Consider the following 17,296-nt stretch of genomic DNA (forward strand, 5'->3'; position numbering starts at 1 on the left):
ATTAGCAACTAAGGTAGCCGTATTGCCTTAGTTGCTAAACGCCAGATTTTAAAACTATTTATCTGCAGATCGCATGCTTATCCTGATGTAAATCGTGCCCAACACCTAGGTAGCAAACATATTTAAAAACACCGACTACCAAGCCTCGGCATTAAAACGTGCTTCCCTGGCTTGTGCTAGCGTACATTGAGTCACATCCATAAGTTCTGCCAACGTAATATTAGGATAGCGCTCAATAAGGCGAGCAAGCTTAGCGGCTAAGGGTTCAAGCTTATCTGCATGCTGCAATAACGCGGCCGTTAACTTTCTCACTAGGTAACCCATGTCTGCATTGTGCGCCCTCTGCAACTGCGCAGCAAAAGATTGAACATCAACAGCTCCGCCCACAAGCTGCCAATGCCTAGAGCGACGTACACGCTTAAGGGTGCAGTAATTTTGCAGTGCCATGATTTGAGCTTGCTTAACCTGCTCCCGACCGATGCGATGGATAAGCGAGGGCAGCGGTACGGTAATCGCTTCATTCATTGCTAGGCCAACTCTGAGGCTAAGGGTTAAAAATCGTAGCCGCCATTTTTTCAGTCAGAAGCTAAAAAAACAAGTGAAGAATCCCGCTCAAACTAAGCTGCAATTTTATACGCTATGACTGTTTTATCTCTTTATTAACTGGCATTAGCACCTGCCATTTTAAGCAATAACTCATATTCAAACGGTATTATGTAACTAGCAGGTACTAAAGTGTGTTCTATCGCAGCATTTCTGTCAGAATTAATCGCTATCATCTGCACTAGGCTACAAATGGTTAACTTATCTCAAGGAGTATTTATGTCCCTTAGCCATCAGCAAAAAGTGTACATACCCAAGGACGTTCGCAGTAACCAATACATCACGGCGGAAATAAAAGTAACTGACGCGTTACTGGCTCATTACCCAGACTACAAAACCTGTTATAAGACACTCAGCCGTGAGATTTTTAATCTTGCAGATCAAGAAGATGTTCGTAACATCCATGTGATCACTAACGACAAACTCCCCGTTGTTCGTTTCCATACTGAAGCCTACTGTTTCCCCACGGCTGAGCAGATCATCTTTTTCTACAATCCTGAGTACCATGAGGCACAAACCCTACATAGTCAGGATGATTATCGTGCTCGCAAAATCCGCATCGTGTTCTTGGCGACAGGTGATGAGATCCGCAGTAATTCGGCTAGCTTCCACACTAAGGTACAAGACTTCGTTGCCAAACTCGTACCACAGCTGCCAGAAACCGAGCTGACGATCAAAATTCGCGATCATCAACACCTCTCTTATGATCTATTTGCTAAAGCAAAAGGCAACAAAGAAACCTATGGCTATAAGCTACGCGCTATCGGTCGCAGGTATAAAGCAAGAAACTGCCCGATCCCAGAAGACCATGGTTCAATCTGCTATGTCACGGTTAAACTTCCATTAAGCCGCACCCTCAAGCAGGCAATACTGCCCGAGCACACCACCGACTTCACTCCCCTGTATCAAAAGCTGGAAGATGCCTTTGTCCAAGCCGCGTCGGCGAAGCAGCTCAAACGCATTGCTATGGTGGCTAACGGCTTAACACCGCTTGTACGTAACAGTAAATACGATCAAGTTGAAGGTACGGATGAGGTACAAATGCTGGGGTTTGACCCTAACCTAGAAGAACAACAATTTGTCAGCCATTGGGATGGTAAGCACTTAGTCGAGATGGTCAGCTTTACCATAGTCGCAGGCAAAAAAGATTGTAAAGATGCAGGCTTTGGCCGCTTTATGAATCAAGTAGAAGATGCCCTCAAGGGTTTCACATCGGCACTCGCATTCGATAAAACACGAGAAAGCCTAATTGTTAGGTTCCATCAGCATATTAGCTACCATAGCCATAACAATACAAACAACTAAGTCGATACAGACAGCTTAGTGCTGCAATCCGAAACGCCCTGACAAAGCAGGGCGTTTTCTTGTATTGGTGAGTATAAATATGTGACGGGGATAATTTGGTTTTTACCGCTTAAAACAGCGCCATCCGTCACCTTAAGCAATGTGCTTTTATCACAGAAAAAAATGACTCATGCACAACTCATTTTGCATCACTCTCGCCAGTGCACTGGCTTGCTCAATGTTACCAATGACAATGGTCAACGCATCCCCTGTGGTTGTGTTTGACCCTACTTGCCATGGCAACGTTATTCACACACAACAAGAAGCCAGTCGTGACTTTAACTATCTCGAGTTTCAACGCAATAACCAAACATGTCAGTTAAAAGGTAAGATTGGCGGCGAACATCAAACCTATATTAATGTCCTCGGTTTTGCTGGTGATCAATTTTCAGTATCTTTAATTGAACCAGTGGAGCAACCAGGTTTTACCATTTCAGGTGAGGGATTAAAGGTATTACCAACTGCAGACAAAACATTTCAGGTGATTGAAATTGAAGCGAGGCAAACCTTCTTTAGCATCGAAGTTTTTGGCTATCCTTACGCTGAATATAAGATGATAATTCAAAAACACTAAATGGATTCGCTGCGCCCAAAGTGCCCCTCATGATTAAGGAAAACATCAAATGGATGCCATCAATCAACTACTAGCACATCAATTCGAAGAGGAGATTTACCACAGCGATGGCTATGGACACCTACAAGTGCAAAGCACAGCGACATATGACTTTGGCTGCGCCCCTGCCGAGCTACTCGACCAGATTGAACAGACAGGCCAGTGGCAAAGGTTTTTTCTTTCCATAGCTGAGCAGCCCGACAGCTGGTTACTCGCATTATCAAACCATCTCCCTTTGGGTAAACCCTACTCAATCAGCATCTTGGTTGAATTATTACAACGCCTACACAGTAGAGACTCTCGCATGATTTTGATTCAAGAGTCGCCAATGTGGAGCTGGCGCAGCCAACATATTCTGCAACTCCAGACTGTACTTAACATACTGCAGAAGCTAATTGATGAAACAACTCCGGCCCAGCAAAGTAGTGTGGAATCGAACGATTTTGGCTATGAAATCGAAATATCGATGCTTAATGACATTGCGCTGAAGTTAGCCAACATAAAAAAGCGATCAACACGCCCAGTTAGCCAATAGATGTAAATTGAAGGTTATCAAAAAGAGTGCGATAAAACGCGTCACTATGTGCAAGTGCCGTCAAACAATATGACTTAAGCAAAGATATAACATTCTTTAACAAACAACTTGAAGTGTTGCACCAATAAAATAGTCTCAATGGTAGCGAAATTGCTGACAACCATAACTGATTGTCAGCAACGCCTCAGTGGTTAACTATGGCGTTACAGCAGTTTACAGGCCGTTTTGGTATTGCAACGAGGTCGACTCTGGCACTAATCGCTCCAGCATAACGCTGGCTTCACGGTTGCCATTAAGCAGGGCGTCGAACTGCTTAATTAACTCAACTTTGTCTGGTGACTGTCTGTCACCCGCACCAATATTAGTCAAATCAATCATAAAGCCATCAAACATCTCACCTAGATCATCAATAATGTCCGTATTTAAAAACTGATCTTGGTTATAAATGCTTGGGTAACCCGCTTTTTGCTTATCGATAGCAAACGAATCGCCTTTGAGGTTTTTAATGCTGGTCGACTTATCGCACGACAACATACAGCCATTATCGATACGAGGTTTTTCACACCCCACGCTCTGCTGAAAGAAACACTGACGACTGGCCATCAATAAAATCGGGTGATAGATGCTATAGAGCATTTTAAAGTTATCAGGCCTTGCTATCTGCTTAATTTGCTGCCTATTTATCTCATTCGAAATAAAGGCGCCACCGCATTCAAATCCTTGCTTGAGTGCCAGTAACGCAAAGGAGTTAGTGGTATTTAAGAATGGTCCAGCAAGCCATTTTATGCCCAGTTGCTGTGCATGGTAGGCAATACCTGTGTTATTAGTAACAATCAGCTTTGGCTTTACTTGCTGCAAAATATTTAGCGCAACGTCAAAGTCCTTGCCAATTAGCACTGGCGGGAACCAAGGAATTAACCTAGGGTTTTGCAACAAGAAATCGACATACTTAGTACAGCCACGCTTATAGGCATCGGGTAGCTTAAAGTAGATATCACCATCAGTCACATCCGCCAGGGCGACATCCTCCTCATCACATATCAGTAGTGACAGCTCTATCGCTTGTCCCGCAGGCTTAGGGGAGTGTTCAAGCTTAGGTAATGGCACTTCAGCAATCACAGCAACATCATGGTTCAAATAAGCAAGCAGCGCATTTTTAAGCGTAGTAATTTCGCGATATGGAATACTTAAGCCATTGGTTAGCTGCTCAGTATCAAGCTCCATCAATTCATAGTTGGCGTTATTGATGTTTTTAAAGCGTTTTTCAATCGCTTCCTTATCAACACTTAACTCTTCACTCGGTCGCATCAGGCTTGTGGAACTAAAGCACTTGGTTACCGTTCTAGTACTGGCTTCGTCTCCAGCCACAAGACTATCACTTTGCTCGGTTGTCACGGTTAAACGTAGCGGCTCACCTTGTTCACTGGCAAAGCACAAACGAAGCTTTATTTTATCGATACTCAAGTGGGCAATTTTTTCATCCACTGAGGCATTGATTTCCTGTTTGTCTAACTGCAATTGCTGCTTAGCATCGTGGATCTGTACCACAGAGATCGACTCGCCTTTTTCGGCTTTGAGCCTATCAACCAAATGATTTTTAGAATTATCACGGGGATTATCGATAAACATCGACTGGTTTAAATCACCACGCAAAAACGCATTAGTAAAATCGCGGTTAAATACCTTATATAAGCGCTCACCATCTTGGGTGAGCTCGCCAGTTTCAACATAACCATCAATCTGCTTACGAAAGCTATCAATCACAGTATGAACATAGCTAGCCCCTTTAATACGGCCTTCCACTTTAAAGGAGTAGACCCCAGCATCAATCAATGCGGGTAAGTCGAAAAATGCAGAGTTATCTTTGATATTTAATGGAAAATTATGCCCTGACTCGGTCGTTTCATACTCTTCGCGGCACGCTTGGCTGCAACGCCCACGATTACCAGAGTTACCTGCACTGGCCGACGTTGAATAGCAAAGACCCGAAAATGCGACACATAATGATCCATGCACAAACACCTCTAATAAGGTGTCATGCTCCTGCCCCACTTTGGCTAATGCCGTGATCTCCCGCAAATTAAGCTCTCGCGACAGGTTTACCCGGCTGGCACCCAGTGCTTTCAAAAATGGAATTTGCCCCGCATTGTGAGTTGTTAGCTGCGTCGATGCATGAATATCAAGGGTCGGAAAATAGTTACGCAATACATACAGTAAGCCCAGATCTTGTACAATCACACCATCTAGCGTGGTATTAACCAACTTATTTAAAAGTTTAAATATGGTTTTAAACTCTTGCTCTAAGATGACAATATTGAGGGTTAAGAAAATTCGACAATCATATTGATGGGCAAGTCTGATGATCCCCACAAGTTGATCGAATGAAATATTAGCGGCGCGATTGCGGGCATTAAAGGTATCCAAACCACAATACACGGCGTCTGCACCTGCAATAATGGCGGCTTTAATAGCATCAATGTCGCCACCCGGCGCTAATAATTCAATCTTGGGTTTCATCACGGTAAGCAGGTCTCTGTAAACATTAAAGCGGGAATGGTACCCGTATATTTTGCCTATTAATATCGCTAAAGTAGATTAAACATTAGCAAACTCGTAAATAAGTCACCTAGGAATAGTCTATAAAATGAATAAAAATAATAATTTACCTATCATCTATTCCCTAAGAAACTGCCCCTTTGCCATGCGTGCTAGAATCGCAATTTATAAATCTCAGCAGCCAGTACTGTTGCGTGACATCGTATTAAAAGACAAACCCACCGAGATGTTAGTCGTATCACCTAAAGGCACAGTCCCCGTATTGGTCACCCCAAATGGCACTGTGATAGAAGAGAGCTTTGAAGTGATGTTGTGGGCGCTTAGCATGAGCGATCCCGACGATCTGTTGTGCTCGGGTGATGATGAGATGCTAGCGAGCATGCAAACCTTAATCTATCGATTTGATAATGAGTTCAAGCGCTACTTAGAAAACTATAAATGTGCTAAACGCTACAGCGAAACGAATATCATCGAATGTCGCCAAGCTTGTGAAGTCTATATCGCTCAACTGGAGCAATTATTAACGGCGCATCAATACCTGTTGGCCGATAGAGAGAGCCTTGCCGACATCGCCTTGCTACCATTTATCCGCCAATTTGCCCGCGTCGAGCGCCAATGGTATCTGCAAGCTCCTTATCCCCATGTTCGCCAATGGCTTAACCGCTACTTGCAAAGTAAGATGTTCAGTAAAGTAATGACAAAGCATCAATTGTGGCTACCTAATCGTAGCGATCTTCTGTTTGGTGGGTGAAATGATATAACGATCGTTTATGCCTCAAACTTGGTGCCGTCTCTATAAGGCTAACTTTTGCTGAGCTAGCCACGTTAATTTCTTGAGCCTCAGCGCAGTATTACCTACAATGACGCACGCTTTATTCACTACAGACAACGAGCATGAACGACACAACATCACAACCAGCCTTACCGGATCGCCTTTCAGTTAATCCACGTAGCCCACATCATGTGGCTGCCATTTTTGAACACGACATTGGTATTCGCGTTAATGGCAAAGAACGTTTTGATGTGGAAGAGTATTGCATCAGTGAAGGTTGGGTCAAAGTCCCTTCAAAATCCTTAGACCGTCGTGGACAACCACTACTCTTGACCGTTAAAGGCACCGTTGAAGCGTTTTACCGTTAAGACAAATGGTCCTTAAAGTCTAAAAAGGCGAACCTATGTGTTCGCCTTTTTAATGCGTTTTTACCCAGACTTAGGCTTACGAATCGACAGCACAGCCACCACAGCGATCAGCAATAGCCCGCCCATAATCAAAAACACATCGTTGTAGGCTTGAATATAGGCTTGCTGCGTCATCGTTTGTCCCAATAAGGCTTGTGCCTGAGCATTGGCAGTAATGGGGTCAGATCCCGCAGACTGCAGCATACTGGCACTTTGCGCCAAGTAATCTTGGGCATAACTACTCACCGCAGGAATAGACTCCTTTAAACGTGCCAGATGGGTACGCGCTAAGTTATCGGTCAGTGTTGCCACCAGTGCAATACCACAAGCGCCACCAAGATTTCGCATCACGTTCAACACGGTCGAGGCAGAGGCATTCTCTTCCGCTTTAATATGCATGGTCGCTAGTATGCCAATGGGCACTAAAATAAACGGCTGCCCCAAGGCCCTTATAATTTGCGAAGCAATCATCTGCTGGCCAGCAAAATCTGCGGTCATATGACTATTCATGTAATAACTAAGCGCGAACATCGAAAAGCCAAACGCGGCCAGATAGCGCCCATCGAAATGCTTCATCAGCTTGGGAACAAATGGCAAGACTAAGAGTTGGGGAAAACCCATCCACATGATCACCTCCCCAATTTCTAACGGGTTGTAATTATGTATCTGCGACAGATAAAGTGGGATCATGTAAATCGCGCCAAACAAGCCCATACCCAATAGAAAATAGGCCAAAGTGGAAATAGCAAAGTCGCGTTGCCCAAGCAGTCGCAAGTTGACCAGTGGGGTTCGATGGCGCAGCTCTATCCAAATAAATAGTGCAATATTCACGGCAGCGATAATGGCTAAATGACGAATCAAGTCTGAACCAAACCAATCCTTACGATTGCCCTCCTCAAGCACCACCTCTAAACACCCCATCCCTAGTGCCATGGTGACAATACCCGCCAGATCTACATTTTTAAGCTTGTCCCACAAAACTGGCTTTTTCTCTAACCCGTAGGCCAGCATTGCCATCACCAACAGACCTGGTGGCACATTAATGTAAAACAGATAATGCCAGCTAAATTGCTCGGTTAACCAACCACCCAATGTTGGGCCAATTGAGGGGGCAAAGGTGGCTGTGACCCCAAACAGCGCCATACCAATGGCACGCTTATCATCGGGTAAGAACTCTAGGATCAGTCGAAAAGCTAAAGGAATTAACGCGCCGCCAAAGAAGCCTTGCAGAGCCCTGAAGGCGATCATCGACTCAAGGTTCCAAGACAATGAACACAGCACCGAGGCAATAATAAAGGCAGAGGTTGTCCACAATAGGTAACGACGTGTCGATAACCCTGTGCTTAACCAGCCAGATAGTGGAATCGCTATCATCTCAGCCACTAAATAAGCGGTTGCTATCCAACTGCCCTCTTCTAATGTGGCCCCGAGGCTGCCTTGGATCTCTTTCATCGACGCATTGGTGATCTGAATATCCAGAATCGCCATAAAGGCACCAATTAGGCCACCAAACACCGCAATCCAAGCTCGGCGACTGCCCCGCTCGAACCCTTGCGGTTTAACCACTTGCGAAGTAACGTCTCGACTTCCAGCATCAAGTGCCGATGCGTTTCCCATTGAGTTATTGGTACTGCTAAGAGTGCTCATCCTAGCGACTCAAGTTAGCCGTCAAGGTCGACACTTCAGCCACAGAAGTATCAACATCCACCACCGCACTTAATCCGGGGACAACTCTTGCGGCATCAGCGCCTTGCTCTTTCAGCGGCAAACGAATACGTACCGGAATACGTTGTACAATTTTAGTAAAGTTTCCGGTGGCATTTTCAGCCGGCAATAAACTAAATTTGGAGCCGGAAGCCGGTGACAGACTATCGATAACACCTGTAAAGGTTTGGTCGGGAAACGCATCGAGACTAACCTGCACCGGCTGGCCAGGCTGCATATGCTGGATCTGCGTCTCTTTAAAGTTCGCGGTGATCCACACAGCCCCATCCGGAACCAAACTGTATAACGCTTGGCCTGGTTGCACATACTGTCCAACCTTTGCACCACGCTTACCTATGATGCCAGAAAAAGGCGCGGTGACCCTGGTATCGTTAAGTTGAATGTTGGCCAATGTCAGGCTTGCTGTGGCTTGATCTACGTCAGAGTCGGCTTGTGTCAGTTGCGCATTAAACACCGCTAATTCACGCTCCTTAGCGACTAACTGCGCTTTAGCTTCATCTAAATGCGCATTAGCTGAGTCAAACCCAGCTTGCAACTCATCGACATCATCTTGAGAACTATAGTTACTGGCTTTCAGCTTTTGTGCTCGGCTCAACTGCTGTTGTGCTCGAACCCTGTCAGAAACCGCGGCTACTACGCCAGAGCGTGCTTGGCTTATTAGCGCTTGCTGCAGATCGACCTTAGCGGCTAAGGTTTGCAAGTTCGCCTTAGCGCTTGCCAATATTGCTTCACTCTGGCTCACTTTCGCCACGAATTGACTATCTTCAAGCTGCGCTAATAACTGTCCAGCCTCAACATGTTGATTATCGCTCACATTAGCCAACACCACATACCCCGGCACTTTGACGCTAATATTAGAGATGTCGTTTTCAACATAGGCGTTGTCAGTCGATTCGGTAAACCTGACTAGCGTCCACCAGTAATAGCCCATTCCAATCACCGCAGCGAACAGTACAGGGACAACAAACACCATTTTACTTTTGGACATATTTGACTCCTAGATTTGTTAAACCTATTGTACTACTGTCTCACCAGGTTTATTAGATAGCTAAAATTCAACCAACTGTTTCACAGGTGTAACAATCATGGATCTCAATCAGGTACAAATTTTCGCGCAAGTGGTTGAACAAGGTAGCTTTACAGGTGCCGCCAAAGCACTGGGCATCACCAAAGCAACCGTCAGTAGAAAGGTCGCCGAACTGGAAGCGGATGCCGGAGCGCAATTGCTGTTTCGCACCACGAGAGCACTAAAGCTTACCGAGGCGGGGTCGAGCTATTACAACCGGATCAGTAAAATTTTGGTCGACTTACAAAACGCAGAAGACCAGCTCAGTGCCAATCAGGAGATCATCAAAGGCAACCTAAAAATTGTCTGCCCCATTGAACTGGGCCAGTTATTTTTGGGCCGTATTTTTGCGCAATTCTTAGCGGCTTATCCCGACATCACTATCGACGCCGAGCTGACCAACCGTAAAGTGGATGTCATAGAGGAAGGGATTGATATACTTTTTCAAATCACTGAAAGCAATGACGCGAGGCTACAGCAATACGAAATAGTCAATGCCCATAAAGCATTGATGGCTAGCCCAACATACTTGGCTAAACATGGCACCCCAACGGTACCGCAAGACCTTGCCCAACATACCGCGATTAAGCTGCAATCGGCACATATCGATGGTAGCTGGAAAATCTTTGATGGTAAGCAGTGGGTGGCGATGGAGCCCAAAGCACAACTCACGGTAAACAATGTCACTTTAGCGCGAGAAGCCGCTATTGAAGGGTTAGGTATCACCGCTGTGCCCAGCCTTATTGCCCAAGAAGCGTTAGAAAAAAAACTCTTAATACCCGTATTAGAAGATTACCCAATGCTGCAAACCAAGGTCACTGTGAGTTTTCCACAGCGCGCTTATCTGCCCCGTAAATACCGGGTGTTCATTGAGTTTTTATACGCGGCCGTATTTAAGCGCTGGCAAGACCGTGTGCTGCAAGTGCCTGACTTTGTGAGCCCTCCAGCTGAGTAAACGATGAGTCTACATATAATTCAGCGCTTCATAGAGCGACTCGTTGTGAAGCAAACACAGCAAAATGGAGATTGCCATAAAAGCGGTCACTTCGCCCTTTCTAATGCCTTCTCCCATAGCTGCTCAATCACATTGCGCTGACGTCGACTCAAGATCGGCCATAAAATCCGATTATCGGTAATAAATTGCTGTTCGAAGTTGGGTAAACCTGCTCGCTGCTCTGCACTCAAATTTTCGCTAATATAAAGGTTAACAGGCTCACTCCCTATGCCGTTTACAATTGCTTGCCACTGAAATTGCTCCCCTATAGTGAAATTAATCCACTCTTCAGCAATACGTTTTAGCCGCGGTTTACCTTCAAGTGTATAACTCAAAGCATGACCATCAACCCAACCGGTGGTGCCCTCTTTAGGTTGAGCTATCTTCCAGTGCTGCCCCTGCTTTTTTAGTCCAGGGAATGAGAACCCCCAAGCAGCCGCCAACTTGTTATCCTCAAGGTCTTCGGGCTTGTCTACACCTTCCCACAAGCCGCTGGCATTCTTAATTAGTGCGGTTAACTTATTCAATACCTCCTCACTACGCAGTTTGTCTATGTTAGCAATATCTTGCGGATCAAAGCCCAACGCCAACGCCGTAATATAAACATTGACCTCGTAGTAATCTGAGCTGAGAGAGTATTGCTGTTTCATCTGTTCATCCCACAGCACATTCCATGAGGTTGGTGCGGGTTGAACTTTATCTACATTATAAGCCAGCCCATAGGGACCATGAGCCAATGCCACCGAGTAAACGTTTGCGTCAACGGTGCAATAATCAGCCCACTGCAATGATGGTAATAGCTTGAAGTAATTAGGAATGTTATCAAGGTTTATAGCCAACAACAGTCCTTTCTCAATCAAATTAAATCGATCATCCTTGATGATGTTATGACTGGGTGTCAGGATATCCACTCGCTTTCTTCTTAACTGATAGAAATACTCCTCCGATGAAGAGACATAGGAGATTTTAAACTCTAAATCTTCATCGTATTTTTCTTTTATCAATGCCTTAAAACGCTCTACCTGTGCTGCTGGCGCATAGCCTTCCCAGGTCAACAACCTAAGCTCAATCCCGCCTTCAACTGGCAAGCAAACTAAGTAAAAAAGAAACAAATAACTGACAACCTTTTTGCTGGATATCATCGAGAATTAGCCAAAACCATCACGTCGCTTGAGTATAGTTGAAACTTAATTGCTCATATTGCAACTAACGCCCGGAATAATCATACGCAATAGTACCTAACCTTATCTTCATGACCTACAATATAGCCGCAGTAACATCCTTAGCCTCACTGTAAATGACGGGCGATGTGTTACGAGAAATGGGAGAACGCGCGTATCTTTAATCTAGTGACTTTGCTACCTTAGTGTTGCAACATTGTTCTCAAAGTGTGACTCAAAAATGGGGTTACTTTTTTAGGAGAGACGTGTGACAAGAACACTCATCATACTTATCGCATTTAGCTTATTTACTACGTTTTCCGTGAGTGCAAAAACACTTAGGTTTGCGGTTGTGCCAAAATTTCACGGCGCATTTTTTATCCAAAGTAACAAAGGCTGCCAAGACGCAGCAGCTCAAATAGAAGGGGTACAATGCATCTATCGCGGCCCAGAAATTGCGAGCGTCAGAACCCAAGATCAAATCATCGAACAGCTTATCAGTGAAGGTATTGATGGTATCGCAGTGGCTGTCACCCAATCAAAATTTTTAGCAGAGAACTCGCTCAAGAAAGCGCAACAAGCGGGCATACCTATCGTTACCTATGATTCTGATTTTGATGCCCTCACCCAAGCCAAACATGAACATCTTCGTTTAGCCTACATAGGTACCGACAACTTTGAGTTTGGCAAGGCCCTGGGTGTACAGCTAAAAACATTGAGGCCCAATGGTGGTACATTGATCATTCAAACAGGTAGACCTGACTCACCCAATTTAAATTTAAGAATCATGGGTATACGCTCAGAACTCTCAGCGAAAACCTACGACGCACCGCCTGGTGAACAACTTAACAACGACAATGGTTGGACTGAAGTAAGAGAACCATTTTCCAATTTTGACCAGTTAACTCAGGCCGTTAAGCAAATGGAATCGGTAATGAGAGGTAAACCAACCAAAGCGAATTCTTTTGTTGCTGTAGGAGGATGGCCACAAAACGACGCAGACCTCTACCGTAAAATGATTGCCCCCTACCAAGCCAAACTTGATAATAACGAGGTGGTGGTCGTGATCTCTGATGCCGCTCCACACCAATTAACCCTACTAAAAGACCGTCTCGCCCATATCAACGTGGGGCAAAACCCGTATGAAATGGGTAGACAAGCTATTCTTACCCTACATAAAATCGTCACGCAGCAAGCCTATGACCCAGTCATCTACACACCAATGAAACTTTGCACCCCAGAAAACTATGCCACCTGTGGCAAAAGCTCCCCAAAAGTGCCTATCAGTGATTAGTTGACCAGAGCCACACGGCGGCTATAGCGCTGGTTAAACTTAAACGAGCTCATGCTCAAGGTGCGCGCCGCATCAACCCAACCAACAATCATCGGCACTAATGTCCAACAAAATACCAAGTACATACTGCCCTTTACATAATGGCCTAAATAGAATTGATGTAAGCCGAACACCCCAAATAACAAGCCAAACCAAATTGTGAGGGTTTGGTTTTTAATGTGCACGTTAGGGTCGATGCCAGCAAGCGCTTCTAATCCTTGGCCCGCATGGCATTGGGGGCAGATCGCCACATTAAAACCGATCCTCTGAGCGCACTGCGAACATTGCACGTCTATATACTGCGAAAATGGGGCGTGATTCTGCGGCATTACAAACTCCTGTGTCATACACAAATAAAACCACTAATCAAAAGCTGCTTGAGACTTTTGATAAATATTAGGCCACACATTATGCGTACAAGTGTTCGCTGAAATATAGGTGTGTAGTTCACATTAATAAAATAAAAGGCCCAAAATCGAAGACCCTGTATGTCTACTAAATCGCTCACCTCACAGAACCATAGTCGTTATGAATAAATTTAGCGTGCTTTACCCAGCGACCCACTATATTGTAATTGACTTAATTAAAGTGAGCTTAATGATGTGATGATGGGTGCGCACAGCTTTGATGACAAAATTAAAGCGGGCAAAGTGAAAATGGAGGGCGACAGCCAGGTGATTAACGATCTAATGAGTTCATTAGTGACCTTCACCATGGCATTTGAGCTACTACCTGGCACCTTGCCAGACACAGCCAAGTAACTCGAAAGCCACACACCACAATTTGCGGTTTCCGGAAATGCTAAGCTCGGCACAAAGTCTAAAATGAACAATACCACTGATTACCATCAGTGGTATTTTTTGCCCCAGCGTCATACTGTTATCCATCGTACCCCACATCAGTCCCCCTTACAGAAGCTTAAAATTCTAGCTATTGAAAAATAGCCAAACTCGGCCTATTCTTGTTGGCACTAGCAAAGGATGCTACAGCCAATACACATTACCTCATCGCAAGGATGCAATATGGATTTAGTTCAATTGATATTAATCGCCCTTGGTTTGGCGATTATGCTTATTGTTCCATTTATCGCCCGACTAATCAGCCCCAGCAATGACAACAGCTACACTTATCGCAAGCACAAGGCGCTATTTTCGCCTGCCGAACGCTCGTTTCTTGGGGTGCTAGACCAAGCGATTGGTGACCAGTATCGCGTATTTGGCAAAGTGCGTATCGCAGATGTGATCACGCCCCAAAAAGGCATGAGCCGCCAACACTGGCAGGGAGCCTTTAATAGAATATCCGCCAAACATTTTGACTACCTGCTGTGTGACAAAGAGAGCCTGAACGTAGTGGCCGCGATTGAACTTGACGACAACAGCCATCAACGCGCTAACAGGCAGCAACGCGACCAACTGATCACCGACGCCTGCCTCACTGCCGAGCTACCACTGATACGCTTTAGCGCCCAGCGCAGTTACCATATCGATAAGGTGCGCAGCAGCATCCACACCAGCTTAAAGCCGCTTGTTGCGACTAAGGCCTCACAACATATTAATCAGGCCACTATTTAACGTAAGCACGAATTGAGAATTCAACCTCTGGCAGGCAAAAGCAATCACTACCCCATGCTATTTCGAGGTTGCTTTCTCACTGTTCTCCATAGAGAATAGCGCCTAGATGAAGTGATAAATACCGCATAGGAGCGCCAACGACATGATGACAAAATGGGCGATACGTTTTTTACAGATGGCAGAGCTCGTCGCATCTTGGAGTAAAGATCCCTCCACCCAAGTGGGTGCAGTGATCACTGAGAACAATCGCATCGTCTCTTTAGGTTTTAACGGCTATCCACATGGTATCTCTGATAGTGCTGAAACCGATAATCGTGAGATGAAACTACTTAAGACCTTGCACGCCGAAGAGAATGCCATTCTCCATGCCAAACGCGACCTCAGTAGCTGCGAGATCTGGGTGACTCACTTCCCCTGCCCTAACTGCGCCGCCAAAATCATTCAAACTGGTTTGCGCGCTGTCCACAGCCCACAGCCTAGCGAAGACTTTTTATCGCGCTGGGGCGATAAGATTAAAGTTAGCCAAGATATGTTTGAACAAGCTGGCGTCACCGTCGATTGGATGCAGGTCGACGCAGCACCAGCAGAATAGATCTGCTCACCACCTTATCGAAACAAATAACTCATGAACTGGGCTAATGGATTTAGCCCACGTTAATCTAAGGAAAGATAATGAAAACAAGATCTCATACCGCTATCGAGGTTTAGTAGCCACTATTCAGATAAAGCGATAAGACAGTGCTGCTGGCCAACAGCATTCACCACTGCTATTAGTCTCGCCTTTATCCCCTGCTCTATACCAACGCCACCTTGAACCAAATCATCGACTGCGATAAAAGCCGTGGTCGTTAGCTTGCTGCTATCATTTTGGTAGGCATAGCCTGGCTCTACCACCCAGCGTTTTGCAAGAGCGTCCGCAGCGCTTTCTTCACCCTTTTCATTCTTCACCTGAGTGTCCGCCGGTGCGCTCGTCAAATGCTCGGCTTTCTCTGCTAACGATCTCACCAAGATAAAGTCGAAAGACAAGATGAAATCTTCATTACTGTACCAGTCTGCTTTTAGGGCCTGAAAATTGAGCCACATCTCAAGCTGGGCCAACAATGGCTTAAGCGAACTGGAAAACTGGCTATCGGCCGTGATGGTAATAGGAAACCCTTGCTGCATAATTGTCTGTTCCTGTTCCTTTTGCATTTGCTGTTAGCGCTGCGTAAGCCTTTTTAGTAAAACGTTAACCATGGTAGACGCTGGCGATAACTTTAGATTTTGCTGGCTAACCAACCCAGATGCAACCACAACCAATTAGTCGCGCCCAACAAAAAAGCAACCAGATGGTCGCTTTCTTAATGCTTTAGATAACTAGCCAAACCAATATAATTAGTCGCTGGCGAGAACCCCAAGCAGCGTCATGGCGTTACTGCCGATAGTAAGACAAAGAAGCCGCTGCTTTTCGCCGCGTAGTTGACTGCTGTCAATGAGTAGTGAAAAGTAGCGGCAGATGCCGTATTGCTGAGGTTAAGTAGCCATGAATTACTCGTAGTCGGAAGCGTAAGTCTCCTGATACGTATGCGAATAAAGCTCAAACAAGTTACCAAATGGGTCTTCTAGGTAAACCATTTTCGCTTGCTTGCTATCATCTTCTGGGTGGTAACGCATGATGTCCATACGCACTTTACCGCCAAACTCCTCAGTGCGCGCGATGGCCCCTTCAAAGTCATCGGTTTGCAAACAGAAATGGAAGATCCCCAAACGAGAGAAATCGACTTCGTGACGCTCTGCACGTTGTTTCATCTCAAACAGTTCAACACCTATGCCATCTGTGGTGACCAGGTGCGCAATATTAAAGCCTTTAAAGCCTTCGCCAAATACGGCAATACACATTCTGCCAATCGCGGTTTCGCGCTCTTCAATGACTTTGGTGTTGTCCATCACTATGTTAAGACCTAACGCTTTAGTGTAAAACGCTACCGCGGTGTCCATATCGCCAACCATAATACCTACGTGATTCATTTTCATAATATTGCTCCACACTCTGAGATGAGATAACTCGTTTGTTTTGACTGACATCTTTAACTAACCCGTCATTTGACTGAGTTGGTCGCTTCAATTCACCAGCCGTTTCGATGAGTGAAGTATATGGAGCAAGAGTGATTACGTAAAATTATCAATAATTATGATTATAAGTACGTTTTGTTATTATAATTCTAAATATAGCTAATATCAGCTAACCGTGAATAGCCTTTGAGTCTTGAAAGATAATAAGTGATCACAACAGATCTAGTTGGAAACAAAGTACCTTTATTTTTCAATGAGTTACAAAAAAGATAATAAGCCACCCATAGTCAATCAATACCATAGCACCATTATTTGCTGATTACTTCTATGGCACTACACGGGAAGGCAACATAAGTGAGAACACTCATTGAGATAGCTGCGAGCGGAGCATCTGATAGGTTGGATTTGATAGAAAAAAGACAAAAAGGCAGAGTTTAAGGCATCACAAATTGACCTGAGTGACAGGCCGAGTGCAAAAGTGGGAGGTGACTAAATGCTAGCTAAATGGCAGATGCTGACAACTGCTTGCAAAGTGCCTTCGTCGTTTTTCTAGGTGGGTATAATA

General features: G+C 45.1%; 18 protein-coding genes. 10 read left to right on the forward strand and 8 right to left on the reverse strand.

Features of this window, described 5'->3' with window-relative positions:
- Window positions 1–135: 135 nt before the first annotated feature.
- Window positions 136–525: a ribosome recycling factor family protein gene (locus tag L876_RS0113680; protein WP_028764321.1), complete on the reverse strand. Its 390-nt coding sequence runs from the start codon at window positions 523–525 to the stop codon at window positions 136–138.
- Between the two features lie 297 nt (window positions 526–822).
- On the opposite strand from L876_RS0113680, the gene L876_RS0113685 reads away from it, so the two are divergent.
- The 3 genes from L876_RS0113685 to L876_RS0113695 all read left to right on the forward strand — a co-directional run bounded on the left by L876_RS0113685 (window position 823) and on the right by L876_RS0113695 (window position 3,095).
- Complete coding sequence (locus L876_RS0113685; RefSeq protein WP_028764322.1) at window positions 823–1,908, forward strand: DUF3083 family protein; 1,086 nt, start codon at window positions 823–825, stop codon at window positions 1,906–1,908.
- A gap of 217 nt (window positions 1,909–2,125) precedes the next feature.
- Window positions 2,126–2,521 carry a hypothetical protein gene (locus L876_RS0113690; RefSeq protein ID WP_028764323.1) on the forward strand — a complete coding sequence of 132 codons (396 nt, stop codon included), beginning with the start codon at window positions 2,126–2,128 and terminating at the stop codon, window positions 2,519–2,521.
- 49 nt (window positions 2,522–2,570) lie between these two features.
- On the forward strand, window positions 2,571–3,095 hold the full coding sequence (locus L876_RS0113695; protein WP_028764324.1) for a hypothetical protein: 525 nt from the start codon (window positions 2,571–2,573) through the stop codon (window positions 3,093–3,095).
- A 213-nt stretch (window positions 3,096–3,308) separates the two neighbouring features.
- Here L876_RS0113695 and L876_RS0113700 read toward each other — a convergent pair whose 3' ends face one another.
- Window positions 3,309–5,612, reverse strand: a complete 2,304-nt coding sequence (locus L876_RS0113700) for a peptidase U32 family protein (protein WP_028764325.1) — start codon at window positions 5,610–5,612, stop codon at window positions 3,309–3,311.
- A 127-nt stretch (window positions 5,613–5,739) separates the two neighbouring features.
- Here L876_RS0113700 and L876_RS0113705 point away from each other — a divergent pair, with 127 nt between their 5' ends.
- Both L876_RS0113705 and L876_RS0113710 read left to right on the forward strand, forming a co-directional pair.
- Window positions 5,740–6,402: a glutathione S-transferase gene (locus L876_RS0113705; protein ID WP_028764326.1), complete on the forward strand. Its 663-nt coding sequence runs from the start codon at window positions 5,740–5,742 to the stop codon at window positions 6,400–6,402.
- Between the two features lie 143 nt (window positions 6,403–6,545).
- Window positions 6,546–6,791: a DUF3297 family protein gene (locus L876_RS0113710; RefSeq protein ID WP_028764327.1), complete on the forward strand. Its 246-nt coding sequence runs from the start codon at window positions 6,546–6,548 to the stop codon at window positions 6,789–6,791.
- A 60-nt stretch (window positions 6,792–6,851) separates the two neighbouring features.
- Here L876_RS0113710 and L876_RS0113715 read toward each other — a convergent pair whose 3' ends face one another.
- Both L876_RS0113715 and L876_RS0113720 read right to left on the reverse strand, forming a co-directional pair.
- On the reverse strand, window positions 6,852–8,447 hold the full coding sequence (locus L876_RS0113715; RefSeq protein WP_028764328.1) for a DHA2 family efflux MFS transporter permease subunit: 1,596 nt from the start codon (window positions 8,445–8,447) through the stop codon (window positions 6,852–6,854).
- A 31-nt stretch (window positions 8,448–8,478) separates the two neighbouring features.
- Window positions 8,479–9,543, reverse strand: a complete 1,065-nt coding sequence (locus L876_RS0113720; RefSeq protein ID WP_028764329.1) for an HlyD family secretion protein — start codon at window positions 9,541–9,543, stop codon at window positions 8,479–8,481.
- A 97-nt stretch (window positions 9,544–9,640) separates the two neighbouring features.
- On the opposite strand from L876_RS0113720, the gene L876_RS0113725 reads away from it, so the two are divergent.
- Complete coding sequence (locus tag L876_RS0113725) at window positions 9,641–10,576, forward strand: LysR family transcriptional regulator (RefSeq protein WP_028764330.1); 936 nt, start codon at window positions 9,641–9,643, stop codon at window positions 10,574–10,576.
- An 86-nt stretch (window positions 10,577–10,662) separates the two neighbouring features.
- On the opposite strand, the gene L876_RS0113730 is transcribed toward L876_RS0113725, so the two are convergent.
- Window positions 10,663–11,757, reverse strand: coding sequence for an ABC transporter substrate-binding protein (locus L876_RS0113730; RefSeq protein ID WP_028764331.1), 1,095 nt, complete (start codon window positions 11,755–11,757; stop codon window positions 10,663–10,665).
- A gap of 286 nt (window positions 11,758–12,043) precedes the next feature.
- Between L876_RS0113730 and L876_RS0113735 the strand changes: the two genes are divergently transcribed.
- Window positions 12,044–13,069, forward strand: a complete 1,026-nt coding sequence (locus L876_RS0113735) for a substrate-binding domain-containing protein (RefSeq protein WP_028764332.1) — start codon at window positions 12,044–12,046, stop codon at window positions 13,067–13,069.
- On the opposite strand, the gene L876_RS0113740 is transcribed toward L876_RS0113735, so the two are convergent.
- The gene (locus tag L876_RS0113740) at window positions 13,066–13,437 is read right to left on the reverse strand and encodes a TM2 domain-containing protein (RefSeq protein ID WP_037428771.1); all 372 of its coding nucleotides are present in this window, start codon (window positions 13,435–13,437) and stop codon (window positions 13,066–13,068) included. The genes L876_RS0113735 and L876_RS0113740 overlap by 4 nt on opposite strands.
- Before the next feature lie 273 nt (window positions 13,438–13,710).
- Here L876_RS0113740 and L876_RS22535 point away from each other — a divergent pair, with 273 nt between their 5' ends.
- The 3 genes from L876_RS22535 (at window position 13,711) to L876_RS0113755 (ending at window position 15,271) form a co-directional block, all read left to right on the forward strand.
- Window positions 13,711–13,869 carry an alkyl sulfatase C-terminal domain-containing protein gene (locus tag L876_RS22535; RefSeq protein ID WP_139151895.1) on the forward strand — a complete coding sequence of 53 codons (159 nt, stop codon included), beginning with the start codon at window positions 13,711–13,713 and terminating at the stop codon, window positions 13,867–13,869.
- Window positions 13,870–14,130: 261 nt separating this feature from the next.
- Window positions 14,131–14,679, forward strand: coding sequence for a DUF2726 domain-containing protein (locus L876_RS0113750; RefSeq protein WP_028764334.1), 549 nt, complete (start codon window positions 14,131–14,133; stop codon window positions 14,677–14,679).
- A gap of 142 nt (window positions 14,680–14,821) precedes the next feature.
- Window positions 14,822–15,271: a dCMP deaminase family protein gene (locus tag L876_RS0113755; RefSeq protein WP_028764335.1), complete on the forward strand. Its 450-nt coding sequence runs from the start codon at window positions 14,822–14,824 to the stop codon at window positions 15,269–15,271.
- A gap of 122 nt (window positions 15,272–15,393) precedes the next feature.
- On the opposite strand, the gene L876_RS0113760 is transcribed toward L876_RS0113755, so the two are convergent.
- Complete coding sequence (locus L876_RS0113760) at window positions 15,394–15,843, reverse strand: hypothetical protein (RefSeq protein WP_156029432.1); 450 nt, start codon at window positions 15,841–15,843, stop codon at window positions 15,394–15,396.
- Between the two features lie 363 nt (window positions 15,844–16,206).
- The gene (locus L876_RS0113765) at window positions 16,207–16,692 is read right to left on the reverse strand and encodes a VOC family protein (protein ID WP_028764337.1); all 486 of its coding nucleotides are present in this window, start codon (window positions 16,690–16,692) and stop codon (window positions 16,207–16,209) included.
- Between the last annotated feature and the right edge of the window lie 604 nt (window positions 16,693–17,296).

This window comes from Shewanella colwelliana ATCC 39565, from assembly GCF_000518705.1.
GTDB lineage: Bacteria > Pseudomonadota > Gammaproteobacteria > Enterobacterales > Shewanellaceae > Shewanella > Shewanella colwelliana.

What these genes read in the sequence shown, in the direction of transcription:
- L876_RS0113705 (WP_028764326.1), top strand. Translation starts at nt 5,740, where the DNA reads ATGAATAAAAATAATAATTTACCTATCATCTATTCCCTAAGAAACTGC.
- L876_RS0113725 (WP_028764330.1), top strand. Translation starts at nt 9,641, where the DNA reads ATGGATCTCAATCAGGTACAAATTTTCGCGCAAGTGGTTGAACAAGGT.
- L876_RS0113710 (WP_028764327.1), top strand. Translation starts at nt 6,546, where the DNA reads ATGAACGACACAACATCACAACCAGCCTTACCGGATCGCCTTTCAGTT.
- L876_RS0113695 (WP_028764324.1), top strand. Translation starts at nt 2,571, where the DNA reads ATGGATGCCATCAATCAACTACTAGCACATCAATTCGAAGAGGAGATT.
- L876_RS0113760 (WP_156029432.1), bottom strand. Translation starts at nt 15,843, where the DNA reads ATGCAGCAAGGGTTTCCTATTACCATCACGGCCGATAGCCAGTTTTCC.
- L876_RS0113755 (WP_028764335.1), top strand. Translation starts at nt 14,822, where the DNA reads ATGATGACAAAATGGGCGATACGTTTTTTACAGATGGCAGAGCTCGTC.
- L876_RS0113730 (WP_028764331.1), bottom strand. Translation starts at nt 11,757, where the DNA reads ATGATATCCAGCAAAAAGGTTGTCAGTTATTTGTTTCTTTTTTACTTA.
- L876_RS0113685 (WP_028764322.1), top strand. Translation starts at nt 823, where the DNA reads ATGTCCCTTAGCCATCAGCAAAAAGTGTACATACCCAAGGACGTTCGC.
- L876_RS0113680 (WP_028764321.1), bottom strand. Translation starts at nt 525, where the DNA reads ATGAATGAAGCGATTACCGTACCGCTGCCCTCGCTTATCCATCGCATC.
- L876_RS0113750 (WP_028764334.1), top strand. Translation starts at nt 14,131, where the DNA reads ATGGATTTAGTTCAATTGATATTAATCGCCCTTGGTTTGGCGATTATG.
- L876_RS0113720 (WP_028764329.1), bottom strand. Translation starts at nt 9,543, where the DNA reads ATGTCCAAAAGTAAAATGGTGTTTGTTGTCCCTGTACTGTTCGCTGCG.
- L876_RS0113715 (WP_028764328.1), bottom strand. Translation starts at nt 8,447, where the DNA reads ATGGGAAACGCATCGGCACTTGATGCTGGAAGTCGAGACGTTACTTCG.
- L876_RS0113740 (WP_037428771.1), bottom strand. Translation starts at nt 13,437, where the DNA reads ATGCCGCAGAATCACGCCCCATTTTCGCAGTATATAGACGTGCAATGT.
- L876_RS0113765 (WP_028764337.1), bottom strand. Translation starts at nt 16,692, where the DNA reads ATGAAAATGAATCACGTAGGTATTATGGTTGGCGATATGGACACCGCG.
- L876_RS0113690 (WP_028764323.1), top strand. Translation starts at nt 2,126, where the DNA reads ATGTTACCAATGACAATGGTCAACGCATCCCCTGTGGTTGTGTTTGAC.
- L876_RS0113700 (WP_028764325.1), bottom strand. Translation starts at nt 5,612, where the DNA reads ATGAAACCCAAGATTGAATTATTAGCGCCGGGTGGCGACATTGATGCT.